Source organism: Hymenobacter lapidiphilus, assembly GCF_003417065.2.
GTDB lineage: Bacteria > Bacteroidota > Bacteroidia > Cytophagales > Hymenobacteraceae > Hymenobacter.
The window spans coordinates 141,486-162,012 of the sequence record NZ_QVLT01000006.1 but is presented as its reverse complement, the minus strand read 5'-3'; the positions used below and the strand labels follow the sequence as shown (position 1 = coordinate 162,012).

Annotated in this window: 14 protein-coding genes; 7 read left to right on the top strand and 7 right to left on the bottom strand. The window is 60.6% G+C overall.

Annotation, left to right across the window (positions count from 1 at the left end):
* Positions 1-1,369, bottom strand: a 1,369-nt coding sequence (locus D0N36_RS05640; RefSeq protein ID WP_190242533.1) for an energy transducer TonB, incomplete at its 3' end; no start/stop codon positions are given.
* Between the two features lie 209 nt (positions 1,370-1,578).
* On the bottom strand, positions 1,579-3,804 hold the full coding sequence (locus D0N36_RS05635; RefSeq protein WP_116940436.1) for a S9 family peptidase: 2,226 nt from the start codon (positions 3,802-3,804) through the stop codon (positions 1,579-1,581).
* A 190-nt stretch (positions 3,805-3,994) separates the two neighbouring features.
* Between D0N36_RS05635 and D0N36_RS05630 the strand changes: the two genes are divergently transcribed.
* Positions 3,995-4,924: a hypothetical protein gene (locus D0N36_RS05630; protein WP_116940435.1), complete on the top strand. Its 930-nt coding sequence runs from the start codon at positions 3,995-3,997 to the stop codon at positions 4,922-4,924.
* 110 nt (positions 4,925-5,034) lie between these two features.
* Here D0N36_RS05630 and D0N36_RS05625 read toward each other — a convergent pair whose 3' ends face one another.
* The 3 genes from D0N36_RS05625 to D0N36_RS05615 form a co-directional block, all read right to left on the bottom strand.
* Positions 5,035-5,835 carry a hypothetical protein gene (locus tag D0N36_RS05625; RefSeq protein WP_116940434.1) on the bottom strand — a complete coding sequence of 267 codons (801 nt, stop codon included), beginning with the start codon at positions 5,833-5,835 and terminating at the stop codon, positions 5,035-5,037.
* The gene (locus D0N36_RS05620; RefSeq protein ID WP_116940433.1) at positions 5,808-6,524 is read right to left on the bottom strand and encodes a hypothetical protein; all 717 of its coding nucleotides are present in this window, start codon (positions 6,522-6,524) and stop codon (positions 5,808-5,810) included. The genes D0N36_RS05625 and D0N36_RS05620 overlap by 28 nt, the downstream gene beginning before the upstream one ends.
* A 102-nt stretch (positions 6,525-6,626) precedes the next feature.
* The gene (locus D0N36_RS05615; RefSeq protein ID WP_116940432.1) at positions 6,627-7,994 is read right to left on the bottom strand and encodes a hypothetical protein; all 1,368 of its coding nucleotides are present in this window, start codon (positions 7,992-7,994) and stop codon (positions 6,627-6,629) included.
* 188 nt (positions 7,995-8,182) lie between these two features.
* Here D0N36_RS05615 and proS point away from each other — a divergent pair, with 188 nt between their 5' ends.
* Positions 8,183-9,658 carry a proline--tRNA ligase gene (gene proS, locus D0N36_RS05610; protein ID WP_116940431.1) on the top strand — a complete coding sequence of 492 codons (1,476 nt, stop codon included), beginning with the start codon at positions 8,183-8,185 and terminating at the stop codon, positions 9,656-9,658.
* 249 nt (positions 9,659-9,907) lie between these two features.
* Here the strand turns inward: proS and D0N36_RS05605 are convergent, their stop codons facing one another.
* Positions 9,908-10,417 carry a GreA/GreB family elongation factor gene (locus D0N36_RS05605; protein WP_116940430.1) on the bottom strand — a complete coding sequence of 170 codons (510 nt, stop codon included), beginning with the start codon at positions 10,415-10,417 and terminating at the stop codon, positions 9,908-9,910.
* A gap of 30 nt (positions 10,418-10,447) precedes the next feature.
* Here D0N36_RS05605 and D0N36_RS05600 point away from each other — a divergent pair, with 30 nt between their 5' ends.
* Together D0N36_RS05600 and floA are read left to right on the top strand one after the other, a co-directional pair.
* On the top strand, positions 10,448-10,990 hold the full coding sequence (locus tag D0N36_RS05600; protein WP_458692960.1) for an NfeD family protein: 543 nt from the start codon (positions 10,448-10,450) through the stop codon (positions 10,988-10,990).
* A gap of 156 nt (positions 10,991-11,146) precedes the next feature.
* Positions 11,147-12,151, top strand: a complete 1,005-nt coding sequence (floA, locus tag D0N36_RS05595) for a flotillin-like protein FloA (protein WP_116940428.1) — start codon at positions 11,147-11,149, stop codon at positions 12,149-12,151.
* Positions 12,152-12,343: 192 nt separating this feature from the next.
* On the opposite strand, the gene D0N36_RS05590 is transcribed toward floA, so the two are convergent.
* Entirely contained in the window at positions 12,344-14,389 is a 2,046-nt protein-coding gene (locus D0N36_RS05590) for an OmpA family protein (RefSeq protein ID WP_190242532.1), read from the bottom strand.
* Between the two features lie 413 nt (positions 14,390-14,802).
* Here D0N36_RS05590 and D0N36_RS05585 point away from each other — a divergent pair, with 413 nt between their 5' ends.
* The 3 genes from D0N36_RS05585 to D0N36_RS05575 all read left to right on the top strand — a co-directional run bounded on the left by D0N36_RS05585 (position 14,803) and on the right by D0N36_RS05575 (position 20,443).
* Complete coding sequence (locus D0N36_RS05585) at positions 14,803-15,780, top strand: isopenicillin N synthase family dioxygenase (protein WP_116940426.1); 978 nt, start codon at positions 14,803-14,805, stop codon at positions 15,778-15,780.
* A 258-nt stretch (positions 15,781-16,038) separates the two neighbouring features.
* Complete coding sequence (gene chrA, locus D0N36_RS05580) at positions 16,039-17,274, top strand: chromate efflux transporter (protein ID WP_116940425.1); 1,236 nt, start codon at positions 16,039-16,041, stop codon at positions 17,272-17,274.
* 319 nt (positions 17,275-17,593) lie between these two features.
* Positions 17,594-20,443 carry a 2-oxoglutarate dehydrogenase E1 component gene (locus D0N36_RS05575; protein WP_116940424.1) on the top strand — a complete coding sequence of 950 codons (2,850 nt, stop codon included), beginning with the start codon at positions 17,594-17,596 and terminating at the stop codon, positions 20,441-20,443.
* Positions 20,444-20,527: the final 84 nt, after the last annotated feature.

The window sequence follows — 20,527 nt, the reverse complement described above, 5'->3', positions numbered from 1 at the left end:
CGGGGGTGGGTTGGTGGGCCAGAAAAGGCGCCCCGTTCTCGTAGCGTAAACCCACCACTGTCGCCCCGGCAGGTGCGGCCATAAACTGGTAGCCTCCCTGCTGCGGGGTGGCCGCCAGCACCAGCCGGCGCCCCGGCACCAGCAGGCGCACGGCGGTTTGGCTGTTTACGGCGAAGGCAGGCACAAACAACGGAACCGCCTTGCCTATCCAGGCGCGGCCGGCAGCCAGCCACCCCAGCCGGCTGGGCTGCAAGGCATTGGGGGCGTCGGCCAGTCCGGTATCTTCCTCGGTCGGCTCGCCGGCGGCTTCGGCTATATCGGGGGTGGTGGGTGGCTCAACGTCGGTGGAAACGGCCTGGCCGGGCTGGAATTTGAAGCGGATGGGCAGCATCATTTTCACTTTCACGAAACGTCCATCCTGCTGGCCGGGAGTCCAGCGGCCCGAGGTCTGGCGTAGCACCCGTAGCACTTCCTCGTCGCAGCCGTCGCCTACGCCCCGCAAAATGCGCGGCTGCTGTATCCGGCCACTTTCATCCACCACAAACGAGGCGAAAACCACTCCTTCGGTCTGTTTTTCCTGCGCCTGGCGCGGGTAGCGGATGAGCTTATTGAAATCGGCAATGTCGTTGCCGTAGCGCGGCATACGCTGGGCTGTCGTCAGCACCTGGGTGGCGGTGGCGGCTGTTGCCTCGCCGGCCGCCCAGCGCACAACCCCATCGGAGCCGCCCTGGCCGTAAAAAAGGGGATTATCGTGGGTTCGGCCCTTCAGTTCCAGCTGAAAATTACGGCCCGTAGCCAGGGCCAGCGGCCGGCCCTGAGCCGAAGCCCGCACCAGCACGGCCCCGCTCAGCTCCAGCGCGCGGCCCGACTCCGTTTCGGTCAGCAGGTTCGACAGCAGCATCGAGGGGCCCGAGTAGCATTCCTTCAGCTCCACCCATACCGTGCCGGTTACCGGCTGCTGCTTGGCATCAACCAGCGCCCCGGCCGGAAACCGGACCACCGTGCCTTCGCGGCCGCGTACTTCGGCGGCCTTGGTGGGGTCAATCTGAAAATACTCGCTGGGCCGTAGCGTCAGGTCCTGTACGCGGGGTTCGGTGGGTGGGGGCGGGGTTTCGTCCTGGGGGGGGCGCGAGCTGCGGTACACCACCAGCGGGGCCCGCCTGGATGTATGCTGCGTTACCCGGTGCCAGTCGCGTTTTACGGGCGTGGCGGCCAGCGGCGTATCGAGCGAGTCGTAGTCCAGCGAATCGGTCAGGGCAGGGGCCGTAGCGGGCGCGGCAGACTTTTCGGCAGGAGTATCGGGCTGGCAGGCCAGCAGGCTGGTACCCAGCAGCGGCAGCAAAAGGCAGCGTAGTAAGCGAAAGGACATGGGCAGCAGTACGCGGGAAAGGGCGGAAGGTGCCCGAAATTCGCATTTTTCCGCCATCTTTTGCAGCCAACCCAGATTTAGTTTACTCTCGCCACCCTACTCACCTGGCCCAAATGCAACACCCCGGCGCCGATGCCGGCCCGCAGAATGAGGCATCAGAGCCGTTCCGCAGGCCGGCATCCGACGCGGGGGTGTCTGGTATTGCTCTGCTACAGGTTCTGCAGCACGAAGTTGGTCATCTGCCGGTACAGGTGCAGGCGGGTGTTGCCCCCGTAGATGCCGTGGTTGCGGTTGGGGTAATATAGGCTTTGGAAGTCCTTGTCAGCCCGCACCATCGCGTCCACGAAAGCCACCGAGTTCTGGAAATGCACGTTGTCGTCGCCGGTGCCGTGCACCAGCAGCAGCTTGCCTTTCAGCTGGTCGGCAAACTTTACGGGCGAGTTCTCGTCGTAGCCGCCGGGGTTTTCCTGGGGCGTTTTCAGGAACCGCTCGGTGTACACGGTGTCGTAGTAGCGCCAGTTGGTTACCGGGGCCACCGAAATACCCATCTTGAACACGTCGGCGTTTTTGGTCAGGGCCAGGGCCGTCATGTAACCCCCGAAGCTCCAGCCCCAGATGCCGACGCGCGCCTTGTCCACGTAGGGCAGGGTGGCGAAGTAGCGGGCCGCGGCAGCCTGGTCCTGGGTTTCGAGCTTGCCCAGGTTGGCGTAGGTGCTCTTCTTGAAAGCCGAGCCGCGCGCACCGGTGCCGCGGTTGTCCACGCTCACCACAATGTAGCCCTGCTCGGCCAGCAACTGGTGCCAGAGGTAGTTGGTAAAGGCAATACCTCCACCCGCGTCGTCCTTCACCGTCTGCGAGCCGGGCCCGCCGTACACGTACATCAGCACGGGGTACTTTTTGGCCGGGTCGAAGTTGGCCGGCTTCAGCACCGAGGCGTTCAGCTCCACGCCCTCGGCCGTCTTGAAATTCAGGAACTCCAGCTTGCCCAGGTTGTAGCCGGTAAGCTTCTGGCGCAGGGCGGCGTTATCTTCCAGCACCTTCACCAGCTTGCCCGTCTGCCCGTCGCGCAGGCTCACCACAGTCGGGTCGCCGGCCTGCGAGTGGTAGTTGAGGTAGTACTTGGTGTCGGCGCTGATGTTCACGGCATCCACGCCGTTGCCGGCCTCGCCCAGGCGGGTTTTGCCTTTGCCCTTCAGGTTGATGCGGTACAGGTGGCGCTGCAGCGGCGACTCCTCGGTGCTCGTGAAATACACCTCGCCCTTCTTCTCGTTGAAGCCTTCGATGCTGGCAATTTCCCAGTTGCCCTTAGTCAGCTGACGCGCCAGCTTGCCGTTCATGTCGTACAAATACAGGTGGCGGTAGCCGTCCTTCTCGCTCGTGAACAGGAACTGCTTGCCGCCTTCGAGGTAGCGTAAATCGTCGTTCACCTCTACGTAGGCCGCATCGGTGTCGGTCAGCACCACGGTGGCCTTGCCGGTGCGGGCATCGGCGTGCAGAATTTCGAGCTGGTTCTGCAGCCGGTTCATACGCCGGATGCTGAGCAGGTTAGGCGTTTTGGTCCAGATGATGCGCGGAATGTACTGGTCGGCCACCGGGCCCACGTCCATCTTCACGGTCTGGGCGCCGGCCACATCGTACACGCTCACGCCAACAGTCGAGTTTTTCTCGCCGGCCTTGGGGTACTTAAAGCGGTAATCCTGCGGGTATAGCGGGCCCCAGGCCTGCATGTTGTACTCGGGCACCGCGGTTTCATCGAAGCGGTAAAACGCCACCTGCCGCGAATCGGGCGACCATTGGAAGCCCTGGGCAAACTCAAACTCCTCCTCGTACACCCAGTCGGTGCCGCCATTGATGATTTTGTTCATCTCGCCGTCCGTCGTCACGGCGGTTTCGCGCATCGTGGCCAGCTCGGTTACAAACAGGTTGTTGTCGCGCACGAAGGCCACGCGCTTGCCATCGGGCGAAAACGTGGCGTACAGCTGCTTGCCTTCGCCCGTGCTTAGCGGCACCACTTGCTTGGTAGCCCGGTCGTACACGAAAAAGTACGACTTGCTGCTGCGCCGATAAATCGACTCAGTGGCGGTGCTGAGCATGATTTTGGTTTCGTCGGCATTGAAGCTGTAGCCGTCCACGGGTAGCGCCTGAGTCTGGCCGGGCAGCTTCAGGTCGGCGCCCGTCACCAGCGTCTGCACGGGCAGGCCGGTCGTTACGTCGTGCTGCACCACGTCGCCCTTGCTGAGGGAGGAGTAGTAGCGGCCGTCCTTCATCCAATTAAAGCCGGCCACCGATTTAACGGCGAAGGTGCCTTTCTGCCAGATGTCTTCGAGGGTAATATTCTGCTTCTGCTGGGCGTAGGCCGTTGGGGCAGTGGCGGGCAGCAGCACGGGGCTGGCGGCGTTCAGCAGCAGGGCCAGGCCCAGAAATCGTAGGTTCATGCAGGTAAAATGAAATGTCGGTCAGTTTCCGGCGTTAAGGTAGCCAATGCGACCCGCAAGGTTGCACCCGGCGTATCTTTACGGGCCGTTGACTTCCGGACTTTTAGCTGACAGGTATCAGCGGTTCGCCTCCGGCCCCTTATTCTGACAGCTGCCTGCTGGTAGCTGTCGGCTAAAAGCTCCAAAAACTATGCGCTTCCGTTCGATACTACTGCTGGTGCTGCCGGGGCTGCTTGCCGCCTGCGAACCGGGGCTCGGCTCGGGCCCCCGGGTGCAGTTTGTGGCCGACTCGCGCCTCACCGCTACCGCCCGCCGCCTCACCACGCCCGCCGATACCGTGACCACCCGCATCTATGCCCGGGCCGAGGGCGACAACCTCCTGCAACGCCTGCTCATCACGGTAACCTACGAGCCCAAGCCCGAGCCAATCACGTATTCCGTGCTTGCAGAAAAAGAGCCCCCCGAGGATATCGTGTACCTCGATTCGGCGGTTTCCTCGCTGAAGGAACTAGTTTTCCAGAGCACCCAGCCCACCCGCAGCACCGCCGGCGCCGAAACCTGGCGCTACGAGGCTTTCGATGCTGAAAACCGCAAGGGTGCCCGCAGCCTGCGCCTATACTTGCCCCGCGCCGACTCGCTGGCCGTGTTCCACAGCTACAGCGTAACCCTCGACGCCCCGCGTGCGGGAGTGTCCGACACACGCCGGTTTCTGGCCCTGCGCGAGGGGCTGGCCCTGCCCGGCTTCTCGGTGCGCAACCTGCCCGCCAACCAGCAGCGCATCGACCTCATTTACCAGATCGATAATGCTGCCAGTGCCCCCGTTCTGTCGCTGCCCACCGAGGAGTCGCTGAAACTAACTTGGCCCCAGCGGCGGGCCACCCAAATCCGCAGCACATCCCTCGACAGCATTGCCTTCCAGAATGCCGGTACTACTGCGCTGCTTCGCTCCGCGTATGATAGCGGGCTGGGTTTTGCCCGCCCTGCCACTACCGGAACGTTGCGCCAGGGGCAGGTGGTGGCCTTCCTCACGCCCGAAGGCAAGCCCGGCCTGTTGCGCGTACAGCGCATTGGCACTACCAACCGGCGGCAACTAACAATACAGGTACGGGTGGGCAAATAAAGCCTGCCGGCTGCACGCCCAACCACGCAAAAGCCCGGCCTCCACACAAGGGGAAGCCGGGCTTTTACGTGGTTGATGACCAACGCAGCAACAGCAGAAGTGCTATTCGTTTAGAACAGGAGACCCGCCGTAACCGTGGTAGTAAACTGCTTGTCAGCCACTTTTACTACCGGGGTATCTACTGCCGACGGGCGGCCATCAGCGTTAAGCAGGGTATAAGGGGTGTAGCGCGAATTGCCCTTGCCATACACGCCGGCCACGTCTACAAAGAAGTTGTTCTGGCGCAGCCCCAGGCCCCCGGTAAGGTAAGTGCGGCTCTGGTCAACTGAACTGGTCTTGTATGGGTCGCCGTAATAGGCAACCCCCAGCCGGGCCCGCAAAACATCAAACCGGGCCTCGGCCCCCACCCGCAGGTTTACGGCGCTTTGCTGCAGGTTTTTGATGTCGTCGTTATCGGCGCTGAAGTTGTACTGGTTGTTGTTGTAGTTGCGCAGGCGGGCCGAGGAGTAGTCCAGGTATTCCACGTCGCCGCTGATGAAGCCATACTTGCCAAGCACTACGGCCACGCCACCAGTTGCCTTAAAAGGCGTGGTAAGCGCGTATTCGGCCAGGTTAGGGTCGAGGGCCGAGCGGGCCGACTGGTACGACTGGCCCTCAATTACGATGGGCCGATTGAACTGGGCCTGAAGCGAGGTATTGTATGTTTCGGTTAGCTGCATGTAGGTCGGCGTCTGCACCGAGGCTCCGATACGCAGCATATCAACGGGCTTATAAATCACACCCAGCCGAAAGTTGATGCCCCCGCCGGTCGTTCGAATGTCGTCGCGCAGCGTCAGCGACTGGAAGGCGCTTTCCGGGTCATTCGGATTCACGGCCGCAGCCGTCAGAATATTCTCGGAGTTGTAGCGCACGCTCGTAAGGCCGATTCCGGCCCCGACATAAAACTTATCGAGGTAGCTGGCTCCGTAGGCCAGATCGAACTGCGTAGTGGAGCCACTGGTACGAACCGTTTCGTCCTGGTCGAGCCGGCCAGTGAAAAAGAAGTCTGCCGGAATGAACGTACCATCGCGTCGCGCTCGGTCAGATAGGTATCGAAGGCCAGGTCATCAAGACCAGCGTTCTGGTCCTGGCTCAGGCGCTGGAAGATATCCTGATTGAACTCGGGGCGGCCACTGTAGCGAAACAGCTGGTTGTAGCTGGCCGTGCGTGTAATGCCCAGGCCAAACGAGCCGGCCCGCCACGCGCTGCCGTCGCCATCGGGCCGGCGGCGGGCCAGCACCAGGCCGGCACTGGCCACGTTCAGATTGCTGCGCGAATTGTTGGAGGTGCTGCCAAAAGCGCTGGCATCGCTGCTGAGCAGGCTGAAACCCGGAGAGAAGCTAAACTCGGAACGTTGGAACATGCCCAATCCGGCCGGGTTCACACTCACCCCACCGAAGTCGCCGCCCACGGCAACGCTGGCCCCGCCAATGCCCAGCGTGCGGGCCGTGCCCACGGGCTGCGACTGAGAAAAGCGGAGGGCATCGGGCTGATACTGAGCAAAGGCGTGGCCAGCCGTACCCAGCAGGGCAACAGCAAGCCCATATTTCAGGGTTTTCATAGGAGAAAGGAAGATGATAGCCCGGTGCGGCCCGAAACACGGTCGGGCCGCTTCTGACAGGCAGATAAATAAAGTAAGCTGGTAACGGAGCCAGCAACCGGCTTAGCGCACCCGGCCGCGGCCACCACTTTCACCGCCCCCGCTGCTCTGCGCAGGCGAGGAGGAACGGCTAGGCTCTGAATAGGAGCGCGAAGGCTCGGAAGAACGACTGGGCTCCGAATAGGAACGCGAAGGCCCAGAAGCCCGGGTGGGCTCTGAATAGGAGCGCGAAGGCTCGGAAGCGCGGCTGGGCTCCGAATAGGTACGGCTGGGAGACGAGCTACGCTCGTACGTGCGCTGCCGCTGGGGCTGCGCCGTACCCGAATTGCTGCCATCGCTGCCATTGCTGCCATTGTCGCCACTGTAATACGTTGCGCGGCGGCTGCGCTCCGGCTGGCTGACCGACCCTTCCGTTGTGCGCCCACTGCCAGCAGCAGGCACGTTGTTGGAGGCTGAGTTGTCGAGCACGCGCCAGCGGCGGGTAGTGCCCTGCGGCTGGTTCGCCGTAGATGCGCCCTGCGCTGTCTGGATGTCGCGGTAGCGGCCGGTGCGCGTACCGGCCTCCGTGGTGGCGGCTGGCTGCCCGCTGGCCGAACTGTTGCCAGCGGTTACGTCGCGCACCCGGCTGCGGCCGTTGTACTGGCCGGCTGGCACGGTGGCGCCGCTGTTGCCTGGCGTGGCAAAACGGCCTTCCTGCACTACCCGGCTACGGCCGGGGCTGGCGTTGCTGCCCGAGCCAGTAGAGCCATCGGCCAAGCCGGTGCCGGTGCCGGTACGCGAGCGGCGTGGTCCGTAGGTTACGTTGCGCGCCGGGCGGTCGGTGCCCACGCCGTAGTAACCGTTATTGTAGAAGCCATTGTTGTAATAGCCGTTGTTATAGTGGCCGCCATAGTAGCTGCCCCAGTGCCCGTAGGGGCTGCCATAGCCGGCATAGCCATAGTAAGGGTCGTAGCCGCCGAAACCGCCATAGCCGAAAGGACGGTAGTAGGGGCGGCCAAAGCCAAAGCCGATGTTGATAATGAGCCCGCCGTAGCCATAGTAAGGCCGGTAGAAGGGGTCGTAGAAAGAGTAGGGCGAGTAGCCAAACACCGGTGCGCCGTAGAAGAACGGGTCGGCGTAGGGGAAGCTGTAGTAGCCCAGGCTGCCGCCACGGTAATTGTTGCGCTGCCGCGTAGCGGCGTAATAGTCCTCTTCGTAGTACTCTTCGCTGCCGCTCCGGGCAGTGCTGCCGTTGTAGTCGGGGTTGGCCATGTCGTTGGGGTCGCCAACGGGGGCCGGCTGGGCTACCGGCACGGCGAGGGCCGTTACGTTGTCGGTGGCCGAGTAGTACATACCGTCGTTTTCGGTAGTAGCCAGATTAGAGGATGCGGCACACCCTCCCAGCGTCAGCAGGGCCAGGGCGGGTAGAATAGAGGGAAGGTGCTTTTTCATGATGCCTGCGCGTAAAGATGAATTGGGCAAGGGAGGAAAACAGGATGCCAGAGGCGGAAGGACCTCCAAAGCCCAATCCCTCCGGATTTTATAACGTAATTTCGCCCCGAAACGGTGCCTTTTTCTTAGGACAAATCTTGTACCAGAAAACTGGAACTTTTCATCCTTTTCCCAAGATACTCCCAAATATGAGCAAAAGTCTGCCCAAGCGTAGCGAAGATTATTCGCTCTGGTACAACGAACTGGTAAAGCGGGCCGGGCTGGCCGAGAACTCGGCCGTGCGCGGTTGCATGGTCATCAAGCCCTACGGCTACGCCATCTGGGAGAAGATGCAGCGTACGCTCGACGACATGTTCAAGCGCACGGGCCACGAAAACGCATATTTCCCGCTTTTTGTGCCCAAAAGCCTGTTTGAGGCCGAAGAGAAGAACGCCGAGGGCTTCGCCAAGGAGTGCGCCGTGGTAACCCACTACCGCCTCCAGACCGACCCCGACCGGCCCGGTAAGCTGCGCGTCGACCCCAATGCCAAACTCGAAGAGGAGCTGATTGTTCGGCCTACCTCAGAGGCCATCATCTGGAGCACCTACAAAGGCTGGATTCAGAGCTACCGCGACCTGCCGCTGCTCATCAACCAGTGGGCCAACGTGGTGCGGTGGGAGATGCGCACCCGCCTGTTTCTGCGTACCGCCGAGTTTCTGTGGCAGGAAGGCCACACGGCCCACGCCACCGAAGGCGAGGCCATAGCCGAAACCCGCCAGATGCTTGATGTGTACGCCCAGTTCGCCGAGGAGTGGATGGCGCTGCCCGTCATCAAGGGTATCAAAACCGAGAACGAGCGGTTTGCCGGCGCCGTGGATACCTATTGCATTGAAGGCCTGATGCAGGACGGCAAGGCCCTGCAGGCCGGCACTTCGCACTTCCTGGGCCAGAACTTCGCCAAGGCCTTCGACGTGCAGTTCCAGACCAAAGAAGGTGGCCTGGAGCACGTGTGGGGCACGAGCTGGGGCGTGAGCACCCGCCTGATGGGCGCGCTGGTTATGGCTCACTCCGACGATGAGGGCCTGGTACTGCCGCCCAAGCTGGCCCCGATTCAGGTCGTAATTGTCCCCATCTACAAAACCGGCCAGCTCGACGAGGTGATGGAGCGCATCCGCCCCATGCAGATGGGCTTGATTGCGCGCGGCATTTCGGTGAAAGTAGATGACCGCGACACCGAGCGGCCGGGCTTCAAGTTTGCCGAGTGGGAGCTGAAGGGCGTACCCGTACGCCTGGCCGTGGGTCTGCGCGACCTCGACGCCGGTACCGTAGAGGTGGCCCGCCGCGACACTAAGGAGAAGATGACCCTGCCGCTGGCCGACATCGTCAACAGCGTCGACCAACTGCTGGCCGACATTCAGCAGAACATCTACCAGCGGGCCCTGCGCTTCCGCGAAACCCACACCACCCGCGTCGACAGCTACGAGGAGTTCAAGCAGGTGCTCGACACCACCGCCGGCTTCGTGCTGGCCCATTACGATGGTACCTCCGAAACTGAGGAGCGCATCAAGGAGGAAACCAAAGCCACCATCCGCTGTCTGGCCCTCAACGAGCCCGATGAGAACGGCGTCTGCATGCTTACGGGCCGACCCTCGGTGCGTAGAGCATATTTCGCCCGGGCCTACTAGACCACGGATTTCACGGATTTTGTGGAAGGTTGAATGAAATGAAACAGGCCCGCCGATTGGCGGGCCTGTTTTGGTTTGTGACTCAAGTTGCGCAGTGAGGCTGTCGGCACATCGTAGGGGCGAGGCTTGTCGCCACCCGCCGTTAAACGATTGTCGTTGCAATTGCGCGCATGGCGGGCGAGGACAAGCCCCGCCCCTACAGCGCCCTCCGCAACGTAGGCTTTAGGCAATGCCGTCTCAGGCTTGACATCAGTACTCGATATCGATAACCTCGGCTTCTTCCTCTATAGGGCCCATCTGAAGCGTTATGCGCTGGCCGAGTTTGGCGCCCTGTACGGCGCGGGCGATGGGGGCTACGAAGGCAATTTTACCCTCGGCCACGTTGGCTTCGTCGACGCCTACGATGGTGAAGCGGCGTTCGGGCGCGTTGCCGGTGGTAGGGCGCAGCGTTACGCGGGCCCCGAAGCGGACTTCGCCGGCGGGCTGGGTAGCGGGGTCGACGAGCTTGGCGCTGGCCAGGCGGTCGGTGAGGGCCGCAAGCTGGCCGTTGAGCAGCGTGAGGTGGCGGGTGCGGTCGGCGTCGTTGTCGTGGTTGGCCTCGGCGGCGGTGCGGGCGGTTTCCAGCTCCGTCAGCTCCCGGCGCAGCTGTTCGAGGCCGGTGGGCGTCACATAGTTGGCCGAGCCCGGTGGCAGGGCCGGCCGGGGCGGAATGATGGGGGCTTCGAGGGAATCGTCCTCTTTGGTAAATGCGCGGCTCATACCCGGCTTAACGCGGAGCCGCGGTCGGGGTTGCCAGGGTGGGCTACGGCGGTTACTGTCGGGTTTCTGCGTATCTTTTCCCAACCAAACTATCTTCCTTTCGCTATGGATTGGCTTACAATTGCGCTGCTGTTGCTTTTTGGCCTTGCCTTTCTGGTGGTCGAAATCATCTTCATTCCCGGTACTACGGTCGTGGGTTTGGTAGGCTTCGGGCTGCTGGCGGTGGGCCTCTGGTTCAGCTACCGCGACTATGGTAGCACCACTGGCCATATGCTGCTTTCGGTTTCGGCCGTGTTCGTGGGGGTATTGGTGTATATGGGGCTACGGCCGCGCAACCTCGATAAGGTCGCCCTCATGCAGCAAAACCATGGCCACGTTCTCGATGTGCGCCACGCCGATGTAGCCCCTGGCACCGTAGGCCGCACCCTGTCGGCCCTGCGCCCCGCCGGCACGGCCCTCTTCGCCGACGACCGTCGGGAAGTAACCACCCGCGGCGAGTTTGTGGATGCCGACTCCGAAGTGCTGGTCATTGGCATTGAGCACAACCGCATTGTCGTTCGCCAAATCGCCTGATTTTCGGTTGATGTTCTGTCATCCTGAGCGCAGCGAAGGATCTATCCAGAGGCTAACTTCAGAAAGAATAGCTTCTGCATAGGCCCGTCACTGCGCTCAGGATGAGAGAACATCAACTCATCATTCAATCCTGATTTCACCAACTCCCTATTCCCTATGAATGAATTTCCCCTTATTCCGCTCATCGTGGGCGGCATCATCCTGCTGGTGTTCCTGTACTTCTTCCCGGTCAGCCTCTGGATTACAGCGCTGTTCTCGGGAGTACGGGTGAGTCTGCTGCAGCTCGCCTTCATGCGGGTGCGCAAGGTGCCACCGTCCCTGATTGTCAACTCGATGATTACCTCCACCAAGGCCGGCCTGGCCCTCACGGCCAACGACCTGGAGACCCACTACCTGGCGGGCGGCAATGTGCCCAGCGTCATCAAAGCCCTGATTTCGGCCGACAAAGCGAACATCCCGCTGACCTTCAAGCAGGCCACCGCCATCGACCTGGCCGGCCGCGACGTGTTTGCGGCCGTAACTACCAGCGTAAACCCTAAGGTGATTAACACGCCCAACGTGGCCGCCGTGGCTCAGGATGGCATTCAGCTCATCGCCAAGGCCCGCGTAACGGTGCGCGCCAATATTGCCCAGCTCGTGGGCGGTGCCGGCGAAGAAACCATTCTGGCCCGCGTAGGAGAAGGCATCGTGACGAGCATCGGCTCCTCCCGCTCGCACAAGGAGGTGCTTGAAAATCCCGACAAAATCTCCAAGCTCGTGCTCAGCAAGGGCCTCGATGCGGGTACTGCCTTCGAAATCCTGTCTATCGACATTGCCGACATTGACATAGGGGAAAACATCGGTGCCAAGCTGCAAATCGACCAAGCCACGGCCGATTTGAAAGTGGCCGAGGCCAAGGCCGAGGAACGCCGCGCCATGGCCGTTGCCGTGGAGCAGGAAAATCGCGCCAAAACCCAGGAAGCCAAGGCCCGCGTAGTCGAAGCCGAAGCAGAGATTCCAAAGGCCATGGCCGAAGCCTTCCGCTCGGGCAACCTCGGCATTATGGATTACTACAAGATGCGTAACATCCAGTCGGACACCGATATGCGCGAATCCATTGCCAACCCCGGCGCCTCTAGCAGCGGTACCAAGCCCAACCGCGACGAAACGCGACTGAGCTAATCAGATTTAAGCTCTTAGCTGAGAGCTATTAGCTGTTAGCTTGACCGTCTGTCATCCTGAGCAAAGCGAAGACCTTATCACGTTATAACGACAGTCGTAACAACGACTCGTTTCAACGTGATAGTCCTTCGCTTTGCTCAGGATGACAGCTGCTTTCTTCTAGCTTCTAGCTCCTCCAGCTCCTCCAAAAGCCTACTTCTTCGTAATCCGGAACTCGACGCGGCGGTTGAGTTTGCGGGTTTCTTCCTGGTCGTTGCTGGCGAGGGGCTTGCCGCCACCGAAGCCTTCGGTGCTGATGCGGGTGCCGTTGATGCCTTTCTGCACCAGGTACTTCTTCACCTCATTCACCCGGTCAAGGCTCAGTTTCACGTTCAGCTGCGGCTCGCCCTGGTTATCGGTGTGGCCTTCAAGCCGGATTTCAATCTGCGGATACTCCTTTAGTATAGCCACCAGACGCAGCAGCTCGGGATAGGAGTTTTCGCGCAGGTAGTATTTGCTCTGGGTGAAGAAGATGTTGTTGAGCTTGATGGTCTGGCCCACCGCGAAAGGCACCAAGTACAGGTCCTGGGTTACCTCCGAATACTTCTGGCGGTCGGTTACGTCAAGGTTGTCCGACTCGGCCAGGTAGTCCTTGGCCTCGGCGCGGTAGCCATACTGCGTGCCCGAGGGCAGCACAATGGTATAGGAACCATCGATGGGGCTGGTTTCGGCCACCCCGATTTCCTCGCCCGTCAGCAGGTTTTCGTAGCGGATAGTAGCCGCTACCGGCTTTTTGGAACTGGCATCGAGTACCCGGCCGCGCACCAGCGTCACCACTTCGGGCCGGAAGGTGGGCTTGAGCGAGATGCGGAAAATATCTTTGGAGTTGCCGATGCCGTTGCGGGCCGACACCAGGTAGGCATCCTCACCGGCCGCCGACACCGTGTAATAGGCATCAAAGTCGGGCGAGTTGACGGTCGCGCCCAGGTTGCGGGGTTTGGTCCAGTTGGTCCAGGAGTCGTCGAGGCGCTTGGAGTAGAAAATGTCGCTCTTACCGTAGCCGCCGCGGCCTTCCGAGGCGAAATACAGCGTCTTGCCATCAGAAGCCAGGAAGGGGGCGAAATCGGCCTTCTTGGTGTTTACGTTGGCACCCAGGTTGCGCGGGCGGCTCCAGCTTTTGCTGTCTTTGCTGAGGAAGCTCACGTATAGATCCTGTTCGCCCTGCCCGTCTTTGCGGTCCACGGCCATCAGCATTACTTTGCCCGAGGTGGCCAGGAAAAAGTCCACGTTCTCGGCGTCGTCGTTGTAATAGTCCTCAATTTCGACTTTCACGGGCTTGCTCCAGCCCGTGGCTGTGCGCCGGCTCATGCTGGGGCCTTTGGGCACAATGGTACCGTCGGGCTCGTACACGCCAATAACGAGCATCTGCTGGCCGTTGGCCGATACCGAGGCCACGCCGTTGGGGTCGCGGGGAGTATTGATGGGACTGCCGATATTTTTGGCCGGGTTCCAGGCTTTCTTTTCGGCGTTGCCCAGCGTACTGAACCACACGTCCTGCACGTCGCCGGCACCTCCGCTATTCTGCGGACTCTCCTGGCGGGCAAAAAACAGGGTCCGGCCGTCGGGTGATATAACCGGGTGGGTATCAACATATTTAGAGTTGACATTGGGGCCCAGGTTCACCATGGCCGAGTCGAAGGTGATGGCGCTTTCCTCGTTTTTGAACTCCTTCTTCACCATCGTATCCACCACATCGGCCACGCCGATGGCATCAATCTGGTTGACGCCGTTCACCGCCTTGGTATTCATGGTAACCACCACCCCAATAGTGCGGTAGGTAGCCGCCGCAAAGGTTGCCTGCAGAGTGCGAAACTGCTCGGGAATGGGGCCGGGCGAGTCGTTTTTGTACACCTCGTGCTTGCCCCCACGCGTATCGACCAGCTCGATGCGGGTGATGGAGCCGGGGTTGAAGTTCTCGACCACCGAAACCTGCCGGGCAATAACCGATTTGCTGAAGCGCACTTCAATCGATTCGCTGCTGCCCGTCTTTTTCGGAATCCAGGCCTCGTTGCTGGCTTGACCCAGGGGCGTCGCGTTAGGCTCGCCTAGTACCCTTTCGGGTGAAAAGGGCTCTTTACCCTCTGCTTTCTGCGAAGAAACCGCTACTACTTTCGAAGCCCACACTGCGTGCTGGCCCTGAGCCAGGCCACCACAGCCCAGCAACAGGCCTCCCAGGAGTAGTATTGTCTTACTGTTCATAATCGCGCGCAAGTCAAAGTCGGATCCGGCCCCCATAATAAGGGTACGGGCTGCTTATGGAATTCAGGATTTTTACAAGACGCCAGAAGGGCGTTGGAAGTTTCGCCCGCGTCGGTAAGCAGGCCCAAAGATACTGCTTCCTCGTGCGTGGGGGGAAATTGACCCGAAAAAATGCAAAATCAAGTTCAATTGTTGGCTTTGCTGCCGGCTGATGTGCCCTTTCTTGTGGGATATAGTTAGCTGCCCGGTCTGAAGAAACAGCACCCGGCGGCGGCCCTTTGCTCAGCAGATACGGTAAAACCAGGGCCCGGCCAGCCGCTGCTTCACTCAGCCGGCCTACGCTGTAATAGCAGCCGGTTTTGAGTAACTTGCGGCCCCAATACTGGTCTCTTCTTTCAATTAGCTTTACTTGTATGGAAGCGCAACTGCTCAACAAAATCCCATCCCTCGACCTGGCCGATTTCCGCTCCGGCGACCCCGAGCGTAAGGCCCGGTTTGTTCAACAGCTCGGCCAGGCATACCAGAGCATCGGCTTTGTGGCGCTCAAAAATCATGGCCTCAGCAGCGAGCAGACCGATAAACTCTACTCCGACGTGAAAGCCTTCTTCTCGTTGCCCGACGACGTGAAGCAGCAGTACGAAAAGCCCGAATTGGCCGGCCAGCGCGGCTACGTAAGCAAGGGCAAGGAGCACGCCAAGGGCCGCAACACCGGCGACCTGAAGGAGTTCTACCACGTGGGCCAGGAGGTGGACGACGCCAACGACCCCATCGGAGCAGAGTATCCGGACAATATCTGGCCTTCCGAAGTGGACAGCTTCGCCGACACCTCGCTGCTGACCTACCGCACCCTCGAATCGGCCGGCAAAGATGTGCTACGTGCCATTGCCCTGTACCTGGAGCTGCCCGAGAACTACTTCGACGACAAGGTGCGCAACGGCAACTCCATCCTGCGCCCCATCCATTATTACCCCATCGAAAACCCCGATGAGGTGCCGGCTGACGCTGTTCGCGCCGCCGAGCACGGCGACATCAACCTGATTACGCTGCTGATGGGCGCCTCGGCCGATGGCCTGCAGGTGAAGCGCCGCGACGGTAAGTGGATTGCCATTACGGCCCTGCCCGACCAGATTGTAGTAAACGTGGGCGACATGCTCCAGCGCCTGACCAACGGCGTACTCACCAGCACCATTCACCGCGTGGTAAATCCGCCCCGCGAGAAGATGAACTCGTCGCGCTACAGCGTGCCGTTCTTCATGCACCCGCGCTCCGAAATGAGCTTGGCGGCCCTCGAAAGCTGCGTAACGGCCGAAAACCCCAAAAAGGAGGCTGATATTACGGCCGGCGAGTTCCTGAATGAGCGCCTGATTGAGCTGGGCCTGAAGAAGAAATAAGGAACTGTCATTCCGAGCAGCGCGAGGAATCTGGCTTAAAGCATTGCAACTACTGTGTTGTGAGGTTTTTAGCCAGACTCCTCGTTTTGTTTTTGAAGCAGGTAGGTGCTTTTGCAACAAAGCAACTGATTTGATAAAACTGCTGAAAATCAGTATTTTAAGAGGTTAGGCCAGATTCTTCGCGCTGCTCGGAATGACAGTTTTGAGAAGCCCGCGTATCTTGGCCATTCACCACCTTCGCCCCGCGCCCATTTCCTCTTGACCGCGCCCACTCCCGATGATAAGAAGTTAGCTTCGCCGCCGGAGTGCCGCCGGCAGGTAAAGCGCGGGCGCAACCTCATATTTCTCAAGGATGTGGCATCGTTGGGTCTCACCGCTTTTGGCGGACCCCAGGCCCATGTGGCCATGATGCTGCGCCTGCTGGTAGACAAGCGCCGCTACCTGACGGCTCCCGAGTTGCTGGAACTGATGGCGCTGTGTCAGATTCTGCCCGGCCCTTCTTCCACCCAGACTATTACGGCCATCGGCTTCCGGCTCGGCGGCCCCAATCTGGCCTACCTCACGCTGCTGGTCTGGATGCTGCCAGCCGTGTGCATCATGACGGTGGCGGGCCTGTCGGTGAGCTACCTGGATAAGGCGCTGGTGATGCGGCTGGTACAGTACGTGCAGCCGGTGGCCGTGGGCTTTGTGGCCTATTCGGCCTACACCATCGCCCGCAAGGTTATTCATACCAAAACCGCCGTGGGGCTGCTGGTGCTGTCGGCCCTGCTGGTGTACGCAGTGCAGGTGCCCTGGTTGATGCCCATTCTGCTGCTGGCCGGCGGCCTGGTCACCACCTTCCGCTACCGCAAAATGCCCCGGCAGGAAAAACAGCCCATGCAGATTGAGTGGGCCAACTTCGTGCTCTGGCTGGGGGTTTTGATTGGCGCCGCCGTGCTAGGTCAATACACCCAGCTGCTGCCGGTCCGCCTGTTCGAGAACTTCTACCGCAACGGCAGCCTCGTGTTTGGGGGTGGGCAAGTACTGGCCCCCCTGCTTTACACCGAGTTCGTTGAATTCAAAGGGTATCTCACGTCGGAAGAATTTTTGTCGGGTCTGGGCCTGGTGCAGGCACTGCCGGGGCCCAACTTCTCGTTTGCCGCCTACATTGGGGCGCTGGCCATGCGTGGCGAGGGCAGCGGCCTGAGCGGGCAGCTGCTGGGCGCGCTGGTGGGTGCGGCGGGTATTTTTATGCCCGGTACGCTGCTTATCTTCTTCCTGATTCGCTTCTGGGACCAGCTTAAGCGCTTTCGCGTGGTCAAGGCTTCGCTCGAAGGCATCAATGCTGTATCGGCGGGCTTTGTGTGGGCCGCCACCTTTCTGCTCTACCACCCGCTACCCGACACGACTGTAAACCTGGCTCTAATTGGCGCTACTTTCCTGCTGCTGCTCTGGGACAGAGTGCCGGCCTACATCATTGTGGGGGTGGCGCTGGCGGCCGGACTGGTCATTTAAGTATGGTGCTGAGTTGCTGCTGGCCCGCATTTTGTGGTCGTACAGCCTGTGGGCGCGTTCACGTTGGATCTGTACTTGCGTAAGTGCGGGCTACAGCGGCGCTTGCCGGACCGGCGCAGTATCCGCACCTGAGTTTGATTCAACATATAAGGGTGCTGACCGTATTTAATTCAATAGCTTTAACTAAACGACTCCTCGATTTATCGGGGTGTTTTTTTATGGCCTTAAAGGTCAGATGTATTTGTATATGCACATATAGGTTTTAGCCTTTTCAGAAAGCTCTCTACCTTTACTCCCTGATTCCACCATTTCCCACCGCATGGACCAGTATTCCTACATCGCCAATGCCAACGGCGAGTTCATCGACCAATTGTACCAATCGTATAAAAACGACCCTGAATCGGTTGATTTCGGCTGGCAGAAGTTTTTTGAGGGCTTCGATTTCTCGCAGCAATACCCCGACGGCGAGATGCCGCAGGCCGATGGCGAAGGCGTAATAGCTACCCCGGCCAGCACCAACAATGCTCCGCCTATCCGCTCCGTCGACCGCGAGTCGGGCGACAAGCAGACGCAGGTGCGTAACCTGATATATGCCTACCGCAGCCGGGGCCACCTGGTGGCCAACACCAACCCGGTACGGGAGCGTAAAAACCGCCACGCACACCTGCAGCTGGCCGATTTCGGCCTGAGCGACGCCGACCTGGATACGGTGTTCAGCAGTGGTAACGTGATTGTCGGGCTGGATGATAACGCCACGCTGCGCCAGATTGTGGATGCGCTGCAGAAGATCTACACCCGCACCATCGGCTTCGAGTATACCTACATCCGCGACCCGAAAGTGCTCGACTGGTTCCGCGACAAAGTGGAGCGCGAGTCGCTGAGCTTCAAGCCCGGCAAGGAGTACAAGAAGCGGATTTTGAGCAAGCTCAACGAGGCCGTGGTATTCGAGAACTTCCTGCACACCAAATTCCTGGGGCAGAAACGCTTCTCGCTTGAAGGCGGCGAAACCACCATTCCGGCCCTAGACGCCATCATCCGCAAGGGGGCCGAGCTGGGCGTGCAGGAAGTGATGATTGGCATGGCCCACCGCGGCCGGCTGAACGTGCTGGCCAACATCATGGGCAAGACCTACGAGCAGATTTTCTCGGAGTTCCAGGGCACGGCCGTGCCCGACCTGACCATGGGCGACGGCGACGTGAAGTACCACATGGGTTTCAGCAGCCAGGTGGAAGTGGATGGCCACTCGGTAAACCTGAAGCTGGCCCCCAACCCCTCGCACCTCGAAGCCGTCAATCCGGTGGTGGAAGGCTTCGTGCGGGCTAAGATCGATCATGCTTATGGCAACGACCTCAACAAGGTACTGCCCATTCTCATCCACGGCGACGCGGCGGTTTCGGGCCAGGGCATCGGCTACGAGTTAACGCAGATGTCGCAGCTGGAAGGCTACCGCACGGGCGGCACAATCCACTTTGTCATCAACAACCAGGTAGGCTTTACTACCGACTTTGAGGATGGCCGCTCCTCGATTTACAGCACCGACCTAGCCAAGATTATCGACGCGCCAGTGCTGCATGTGAACGGCGACGACCCCGAGGCCGTGGTGTTTGCCGTGCAGCTGGCCACCGAGTACCGCCAGGAGTTTCACGCCGATATTTTCATTGACATGGTGTGCTACCGCCGCCATGGCCACAACGAGTCTGACGAGCCCAAGTTTACCCAGCCCACGCTCTACAACCTCATCAGCAAGCACCAGAACCCGCGCGAAGTGTACAACGCCACGCTGGTAGCCCGCGGCGACATAGACGCCGAGCTGGCCGACGAGCTGGACAAGGAGTTCCGTGACACGCTCCAGGCCCGCCTGGACCTGGTGAAGCAGCAGGCGCTGCCCTACCAATACCAGCGCCTCGAAAACGAGTGGCGCAGTCTGCGCCGCAGCACTGCCGACGATTTCAACCAGAGCCCCGAAACCGGCATCAGTGAGGAAGCCGTGGCCCAGGTGGGCGCAGCCCTGACCAAGTTGCCCGAGGGCTTCCGGCCGCTCAAGCAGATTGACAAGCTGATGGAGGAGCGCCGCAAGATGTTCTTCGAAACGCGCGTGCTGAACTGGGCCGCCGCCGAGCTGCTGGCCTATGGCTCGCTGCTGCTCGACGACCACATTGTGCGCGTGAGCGGCCAGGACGTGCAGCGCGGTACGTTCTCGCACCGCCACGCCGTACTCCACGACGCCGAAACGTCGGCGCCCTACAACTCGCTCAACCACATTGCCGAGGGCCAGCAGACGCTGCGCATCTACAACTCGCTGCTGAGCGAGTACGCGGTGCTGGGCTTCGAATTCGGTTACGCCATGGCCAACCCTACGGCCCTGGTGGTGTGGGAGGCCCAGTTTGGCGACTTCGCCAACGGTGCCCAGACCATGATTGACCAGTTCATTGTAAGCTCAGAAAGCAAGTGGCAGCGCATGACCGGCCTGGTGATGCTGTTGCCCCACGGCTACGAGGGCCAGGGCCCCGAACACTCCAATGCCCGCCCCGAGCGGTTCCTGCAGCTGGCGGCCGAAAACAACATTGTGGTGGCCAACCTGACCACACCGGCCAACTTCTTCCACGCCTTGCGCCGGCAGCTGACCTGGGAGTTCCGCAAGCCGCTCGTTATCATGTCGCCCAAGTCGATGCTGCGCAACCCGTTGTGCGTGTCGCCGGTGGAGGAGTTTACCAGCGGCCGTTTCCGCGAGGTGCTCGGCGACGACTACGCCGAGGCTAAAAAGGTGAAGCGCGTGCTGCTGTGTTCGGGCAAGGTGTATTTCGATTTGCTTGATGAACAGCAGCAGTCGGAGCGCCGCGACGTGGCCATTGTGCGCCTTGAGCAGCTGCACCCCTTCCCGCAGCAGCAACTGAAGGCCGAGCTGGCCAAGTACCCCAAAGCCAAGGTGTACTGGGTACAGGAAGAGCCCGAGAACATGGGCTACTGGAGCTACCTGCTCCGGTTCATGCGCCGCGAGCTGGAAGATCTAATTTCGCGCAAGCCCTCGGCCTCGCCGGCCACCGGCTATAATAAGGTGCACCTCAAGGAGCAGAAAGACATCGTGGGCCGCGCCTTCGACAAGCCCGCCGAGGCTGTAGCCGACGACGTAATCGAAGAAACCAACGCCATTGCCAAAAAGCAGGACTAGCTATTTTGAGCTCTTAGCTGATGGCCATTAGCCGTTAGCTTCCGTTCAGAAGCTGCTGCTTTGCTCAACTATTCACTCCCGAAA